Here is a 6,566-nt window from a genome sequence, read left to right on the forward strand (position 1 = left end):
GTTCCACCGGCTGCCCGAGCGCATTCGCGCTCACGCCAGCATTTGCTTTATGGCCTTGATCCTTTACCGGGTCATGCGTCAGCGCCTGAAGGCCGCCGGCCACGCCGCCTCTCCCGAAACCGCCCTGGCACAACTGCGGCGTATCCAGCGCCAAAGCGTCTGCATCAATCAAGGCGTGCCGATTAGCGGCATCTCCACCATCAACCGCGACCAGGCCTCGATGCTGGACGCCCTGAACGTCAAGAATCCCAATCCAGATACCCAATTGAGCCTGCTGTAGTGGCAACTTGCGATCGTGGCCTATACGAATCAAGGACTTACAGCGCTTCGTGTCGAACTCGGGGGCGAGGAATTAATCGGGAGTCATGTCGGCCGTTGTGCAAAACCCCGCAGCCATGGATCCAAGTGGGCGATGTCGAACATACCTGACTCAAACATCTGAATCATCTCTGTAGCACATGGGCGACCGTCAGGTATTCCAGCTCCACGATTTACTTGGCCAGTTCGCGGTAGAGATTGTCGAACTCATCGAGGCTAGAAGCGAAAGCGGCCATCACATGGCGACGCGGTCGCTCCTTTTGCTGACGATCGATGTAGTCAAGGCCTTCATCTTGGCTTTGACATGCACGAGCACTTCCTCGTTGACAACGGCTTTCTTTTTGGCTCGTCGAACTCTCCAGTCGAGCGACTTGACCTGATCTGAGAGTACAGCGCAAGCCACGCCATCCACATGGGTCAGGACTTCGAATGGGTGACCTTTGACCTTGGTCGACATCGGGCAACACAGCATCAATCCGGTTTTGCCGTTGTAGCTGGCTGGACTGATGACCAACGCAGGCCTGTGGCCAGCCTGCTCATGCCCCGCCTGAGGGTCAAACTCCAACCAAACCACTTCGCCTGTATCGGGAACATAGGCACGCGCCATCAAAGTGCCTCAAGACGGGCCAGATTCACTGACCTTTATGCATGCGTGTATTCGGTGCTTGGACGCCCACTCACCGCGTCACCCCATACACCCACAAGCCCAGCCACTCGTGTAAAGCCGTCTGCCACAGCAGCAGGCTGCGCGCCAATGAATACTCGGTCCATGGGGTGTTGTCGCCTGTTCTGAAGTCCACCGGGTAGGGCGTGACCTGGCAACCCACCGCCTCGAACTCGGGCACAGAGCGGGGCATGTGCCAGGCCGAAGTCACCAACAACCACGGCTGGCGGCAACGCTCGCCCAGCAGCGCAGCCACCTGAATCGCGTTTTCTCGCGTGGTGCGCGAGCCGCCCTCCAGCACCACGCGTCCCATGTCCACGCCCTGCTGCTGGTAAAACGCCTTGGCCAATTCGGCCTCGCTCACGCCCGTGGCCAGCAGCCGCCCCTCGCCACCTGAAAACACCAGTTGCAACTTTGGGTGCTGGCGCAGCAGCCCCACCGGCACCGACATGCGCTCGGCCGCTTCGCCCAGCGGCACCTGGCCATGCGCTTGGTAAATGCCGGGGTGCTCCGTGGCGCCACCCAAAACAATCACCCCCACATGCCGGCCCACCGCCTCAGCCGTTGGCACGGGGTAGCGGTTTTCCAACGCGCGCAAAAGCGCGTGCGGCCCTGCCTCAAAGCCCAGCAGCCCCAGCACCAACAAACCGCCCCACAGCATGGCCATCGCCAACTTGCGCCAACGCAGCAGCATCAGCAAAGCCAACGCCCACCACAGCGCCAGCCAGAACATGGGCTGGGTGATGGCGGAGAGCAATTTAGAGATAACAAACATACCGAAAGTATCGCCGGTCAATCCATCGCCCACTCTTCCACTGCCAAACCGGATCTGACCCTATTTCAACCCGTACCACACACCGCGCCCGCCGCCGTGCTGTTCCAGATGGTTGCGCTCGGTCAGATCGCGCAAATGCTGCTTGAGGGTGTTGCGACTGGCACCGGTCAACTTAATGGCATCCATCATCGTGACGCGCCCGTGCTCACGGGCGAATTCCACGATCTGGAGTGACAGCTCGGGCAGCGCGGCCAGCACGATCTTTTCGCGTTCGACCTTCTTCTCCAGGCGCCGAACCTGCTCAGCCAGAGAGCGCAAGAAGAACACCAGCCAAGGCTGCCAGTTAGGGGCCTCCATGCGGATGGTTCCCTGTGTCTGGCGCAGGGCTAGGTAATAAGTTTCCTTGTTCAACTCGATCACGCTCTCTAGCGAGCTGTAGGGCACATAAGCGTATCCGGCTTGGATCAGCAGCAGGGTCGTCAGCACCCGGCTCAAACGTCCGTTGCCATCCTGAAAGGGGTGAATTTCCAGAAACACCACGACGAAGATCGCAATGATCAACAAGGGATGAAGGTGTGCCTTCTCACGCTCGCCATTCACCCACGACACCAATTCAGTCATCAGCCGTGGCGTGTCAAATGGCGTGGCGGTCTCGAAGACGATGCCGATCTGCGTGCCGTTTTTATCGAATGCAGCGACGTTGTTCGAATGGGTCTTGTACTGTCCCCGGTGGCGTGCATCCTTTTCGCTGTGGGTCAGCAGAACCTGGTGCAGTTGCTTGATGTGGTTCTCGTTGAATGGGATGTCCTGCCATGAGCTGAACACCCTATCCATGAGTTCAGCGTAACCGGCCACTTCCTGTTCGTCGCGGGTGTCGAAGGACTTGATGGCCAAGTTGGAGAGCAAGCGCTCCACCTCGCGGTCAGTCAACTTGCTGCCCTCGATACGGGTGGACGAGCCGATGCTCTCAATGGTCGCCACCCGCCGCAACGCCAAAAGACGCTCGGGCGCTAGCGTGCCCAGAGCACGCCACGCACCTTTAAATTCGTCGATCCGAGCAATCAGGCTCAGGATCTCGGGTGTGATCTGGAGGGTATCGGAACGCAACATGAAACCAATAATACACCCATTAACACCCATTTAATGGTCGCCCCATCTAAGAATGAGTGGAAATGGGTAAACTTCTGGTTTGATTTCTTGCTCATGGTGAGCTGCCCCCTCTGGCCGCACCCACAAAAAACCGCCCGAAGGCGGCTTTCATAAAACAATTGGGATCTGACCCCAATTAATGCAAAGCAGCCAAAGCAGCCTCGGGCGCCTTGTCGAGCACCTTCAAAAGTGCCTTTGCCGCCCCAGTTGGGCAGCGTTTACCTTGCTCCCAGTTACGGATCGTGTCTAGAGACACATCAATCCGCTCGGCAAATTCGATCTGACTAAAGCCAAGCCGGCGACGAACCCGACGCGCAAACTTTGCAGCATCCAGCATGGCGTTGGCATCATCCTCTGCTTTGTGTCCACCGATGTCAGCCTCTGTCGTTTCATCTACGCGCTTGACATCGATTCGACCTATCGGCTTTGCATTGGGGCTTTGAACATCAATCTTCATGCGAACGGTTTTCATAGCGCTTTACCTCTCGTGAATTGGCCTTGCGGGCTGAAATGATCCGAATCCCATCATGCCGTGGCGAATGAATCGATCCGGATCAGCAAAAGCAAACACTGCATAGACGAAGTCAAAACCCCGCAACCTAAAGCAAGCATTGCTCTTGTCTTCGTCCCATTCGAAATCTATAACTCAAATGTAGTTCAATGAACGACTTTTGACAAGTTCAAGTGAAATCTACAGCCCCAAAAGCAAAAAGCCGCCCGAAGGCGGCTTTCATAAAACAATCGGGATCTGACCCCAATTAATCAAAGCATTCGGCTTCTGCCAGCAGTTTGCCTGCAGCGTCCTTGGCTGCCAACAGGGGTGGTCCATCCACCGGCCAGTCGATGCCGATGGCGGGGTCGTTCCAGAGCAGGCTGCGTTCGTGTTCTGGATACCAATAGTCGGTGGTTTTGTACAAAAACTCGGCGCTGTCGCTGAGCACCACAAAACCATGCGCAAAGCCGGGTGGCACCCACAGCTGGCGGTGGTTGTCGGCGCTCAGGTGCACACCCACCCACTGCCCAAAGGTGGGCGATGTGCGGCGCAAATCCACCGCCACATCAAACACCTCACCCTGCACCACCCGCACCAGCTTGCCCTGCGCATGCTGAATTTGATAATGCAAACCCCGCAACACGCCCTTGGCCGATTTGCTGTGGTTGTCCTGCACAAAGCTCACATCCAGACCCGTGGACTCTGCAAAATCTTTGGTGTTGAACGATTCATAAAAGAAGCCCCTCGCATCGCCAAACACTCTCGGCTCGAGGATCAACACATCGGGAATCGCTGTTTTTGTAACGGTGTACGGCATATTTAATTGGGATCTGACCCCGATTATTCGGGTTCTTTTTATTTGATCAGGTTCAGCAGGTATTGTCCGTAGCCATTCTTGGCCAAAGGCGCTGCCAGTTTTTGCACGGCGGCGGCATCGATCCACTTTTGGGCAAAGGCGATCTCTTCGGGGCATGCCACCATCAGGCCTTGGCGCTTTTGGAGGGTGGAGATGAAGCCCGCCGCCTCCAACAAACTGTCGTGTGTGCCCGTGTCCAGCCAGGCGTAGCCACGGCCCATGATCTCCACGTTCAGCTGGCCCAGCTCCAAATAGCGCTTGTTCACATCGGTGATCTCCAGCTCGCCGCGATGCGACGGCTTGATGTCGGCCGCGATGTCACACACCTGCTGATCATAAAAATACAAGCCCGTCACCGCATAGTTGCTCTTGGGCTGCTTGGGCTTTTCTTCGATGCTCAGCGCCTTGAAAGCGCCATCGAACTCCACCACGCCATAGCGCTCCGGGTCGTGCACATGGTAGGCAAACACACTCGCCCCGGCATCACGCGCGTTTGCACTGGCCAGCAGCTTGACCAAGTCATGCCCGTAATAAATGTTGTCCCCCAACACCAGCGCACTCGGGTCCTTGCCCACAAAGTCTTTGCCAATGATGAAAGCTTGTGCCAAACCATCGGGGCTGGGTTGTACTGCATATTGAATGTTCATGCCCCACTGGCTGCCATCGCCCAGCAGCTCGGTGAATCGCGGCGTGTCTTGCGGCGTGCTGATCAGCAACACATCCCGAATGCCCGCCAACATCAGTGTGGTCAGCGGGTAATACACCATGGGCTTGTCGTACACCGGCATCAACTGCTTACTAACAGCCTGAGTCACGGGATAAAGACGCGTACCGGAGCCCCCGGCGAGGATGATGCCTTTTCGTTGTGTCATAGATTTTTTTTCGATGTGCGCGTCTGTACACACACTGTTTAATCAAGCGCAATTGGCCTGAAGTAACCCTTAATGCCGCCAGTTGTACGGACGCATATTTGAATGTGGCTGTGGCTGCGAAAACCAGCGCCTTCGTAAATGGGCTCTCCTTCCAGGAAAGGCCCTCTCACCGAGTCATACGCTTGCTGTCCACTTGCATCCCGAATGGCATGCAAGGTGTTCATAACCAAGCAGTCTAATTTCCGTCCAGCTTTGTCTGGTGTTGGCCCCGTGTTTTGGGGCATCGCCCTGTCTGTTCGTGCAAACAGATCAACCAAGCTACTGTAAGTCGCGCTGACTTGGCGCATCGCCTCACGATCAAACAGATCAAGGCAATGTCGCAAATCAATGATGGCACCCAAGACGAAAGGCTCGTCTATCTTGCCTTCCGCTTGACGAGCGTTCGCCCATTCCCAAGCACGTGCAAGATTGCCCTCCCAAAAGTAGATACCGTGCCCCAGCCAATCCCACTTCTTCTCAGATGGCTTGAGGTGAGGCTCTTGGCCCGCAAGAATCGCCTCACCAACAGCGCGTTCACAACCATGAAAACCCAGAATAAAACTGGGCTGGTATTCGTAAACGGAACCGTCCATCGGCTTCTTTCAGGAACGGTACTGCTTCGCCAAGCGGCCTTGTTTGTCAACAATACCAGCGTCTTCCAAAAAGGTTTGGGCCGCTTTCTTGCTGCGACTGACCTTCTTCATGTACACCTTCATGGCCTCTAACTCTTTGTCAGCCTGCGACAAAGGTTTGGTTGCCAAGCGACTCACTGGCGCCTTGCGCTCAATTGCAAATTGCATTTTTGACCTCTCATTGATCGAGGTTGGCGGAAAAAACAAGATTCACACTCTACACCGATTTACAAGGTGTAGCGGTGTAATTTATGCATATTGCCTGCTCACCCAATCCTTATAAGCCCCACTCTGCACGTTGCTCACCCACTTCGGATTGTCCAGGTACCACTGCACCGTCTTGCGGATGCCGGTTTCGAAGGACTCGGCGGGTTTCCAGCCCAGTTCGCGCTCGATCTTTCGCGCGTCGATGGCGTAGCGCCGGTCGTGGCCGGGGCGGTCCGGCACATAGGTGATCTGAGCCTTGTAGCTGCTGCCGTCGGCCTTGGGGCGCAACTCATCCAGCAGCGCGCAGACGGTGTGCACGATGTCGATGTTGGGCTTTTCGTTCCAGCCGCCGACGTTGTAGGTTTCGCCCAGGCGCCCGGCTTCCAGCACGCGGCGGATGGCGCTGCAGTGGTCTTTCACATACAGCCAATCGCGGATCTGCATGCCGTCGCCGTACACGGGCAGGGGCTTGCCGGCCAAGGCGTTGACGATCATGAGTGGGATGAGCTTTTCGGGGAAGTGAAAGGGGCCGTAGTTGTTGGAGCAGTTGGTGGTGAGCAC

9 protein-coding genes and 1 pseudogene are annotated in these 6,566 nt (G+C 56.5%); 1 reads left to right on the top strand and 9 read right to left on the bottom strand.

The features are described from left to right. A pseudogene (locus tag ABWQ00_RS15440) lies at positions 1–280 on the top strand (IS1634 family transposase); the annotation flags it as partial. Between the two features lie 273 nt (positions 281–553). Here ABWQ00_RS15440 and mazF read toward each other — a convergent pair. The 9 genes from mazF to ABWQ00_RS15485 all read right to left on the bottom strand — a co-directional run. Next, positions 554–925, bottom strand: coding sequence for an endoribonuclease MazF (gene mazF, locus ABWQ00_RS15445; protein WP_353239547.1), 372 nt, complete (start codon positions 923–925; stop codon positions 554–556). Between the two features lie 70 nt (positions 926–995). After that, positions 996–1,757, bottom strand: a complete 762-nt coding sequence (locus ABWQ00_RS15450; RefSeq protein ID WP_353239548.1) for a YdcF family protein — start codon at positions 1,755–1,757, stop codon at positions 996–998. Between the two features lie 60 nt (positions 1,758–1,817). Further along, complete coding sequence (locus ABWQ00_RS15455) at positions 1,818–2,867, bottom strand: Fic family protein (RefSeq protein ID WP_353239555.1); 1,050 nt, start codon at positions 2,865–2,867, stop codon at positions 1,818–1,820. Between the two features lie 175 nt (positions 2,868–3,042). Next, the gene (locus ABWQ00_RS15460; RefSeq protein ID WP_353239549.1) at positions 3,043–3,378 is read right to left on the bottom strand and encodes a helix-turn-helix domain-containing protein; all 336 of its coding nucleotides are present in this window, start codon (positions 3,376–3,378) and stop codon (positions 3,043–3,045) included. Between the two features lie 286 nt (positions 3,379–3,664). Then, the gene (gene rfbC / locus ABWQ00_RS15465) at positions 3,665–4,216 is read right to left on the bottom strand and encodes a dTDP-4-dehydrorhamnose 3,5-epimerase (protein ID WP_353239550.1); all 552 of its coding nucleotides are present in this window, start codon (positions 4,214–4,216) and stop codon (positions 3,665–3,667) included. A gap of 38 nt (positions 4,217–4,254) precedes the next feature. Beyond that, on the bottom strand, positions 4,255–5,127 hold the full coding sequence (gene rfbA / locus ABWQ00_RS15470; RefSeq protein WP_353239551.1) for a glucose-1-phosphate thymidylyltransferase RfbA: 873 nt from the start codon (positions 5,125–5,127) through the stop codon (positions 4,255–4,257). Between the two features lie 38 nt (positions 5,128–5,165). Continuing rightward, positions 5,166–5,759, bottom strand: a complete 594-nt coding sequence (locus tag ABWQ00_RS15475) for a hypothetical protein (protein ID WP_353239552.1) — start codon at positions 5,757–5,759, stop codon at positions 5,166–5,168. A gap of 9 nt (positions 5,760–5,768) precedes the next feature. Then, on the bottom strand, positions 5,769–5,966 hold the full coding sequence (locus ABWQ00_RS15480) for a hypothetical protein (RefSeq protein WP_353239553.1): 198 nt from the start codon (positions 5,964–5,966) through the stop codon (positions 5,769–5,771). Positions 5,967–6,047: 81 nt separating this feature from the next. Beyond that, on the bottom strand, positions 6,048–6,566 hold a 519-nt coding region (locus ABWQ00_RS15485; protein ID WP_353239554.1), incomplete at its 5' end, for a dTDP-glucose 4,6-dehydratase.

This window comes from Limnohabitans sp. (genome assembly GCF_040400975.1).
GTDB lineage: Bacteria > Pseudomonadota > Gammaproteobacteria > Burkholderiales > Burkholderiaceae_C > Limnohabitans_A.

Coding starts and splice junctions, on each gene's coding strand:
- mazF (WP_353239547.1), bottom strand. CDS start 925: ATGGCGCGTGCCTATGTTCCCGATACAGGCGAAGTGGTTTGGTTGGAG.
- ABWQ00_RS15450 (WP_353239548.1), bottom strand. CDS start 1,757: ATGTTTGTTATCTCTAAATTGCTCTCCGCCATCACCCAGCCCATGTTC.
- ABWQ00_RS15455 (WP_353239555.1), bottom strand. CDS start 2,867: ATGTTGCGTTCCGATACCCTCCAGATCACACCCGAGATCCTGAGCCTG.
- ABWQ00_RS15460 (WP_353239549.1), bottom strand. CDS start 3,378: ATGAAAACCGTTCGCATGAAGATTGATGTTCAAAGCCCCAATGCAAAG.
- rfbC (WP_353239550.1), bottom strand. CDS start 4,216: ATGCCGTACACCGTTACAAAAACAGCGATTCCCGATGTGTTGATCCTC.
- rfbA (WP_353239551.1), bottom strand. CDS start 5,127: ATGACACAACGAAAAGGCATCATCCTCGCCGGGGGCTCCGGTACGCGT.
- ABWQ00_RS15475 (WP_353239552.1), bottom strand. CDS start 5,759: ATGGACGGTTCCGTTTACGAATACCAGCCCAGTTTTATTCTGGGTTTT.
- ABWQ00_RS15480 (WP_353239553.1), bottom strand. CDS start 5,966: ATGCAATTTGCAATTGAGCGCAAGGCGCCAGTGAGTCGCTTGGCAACC.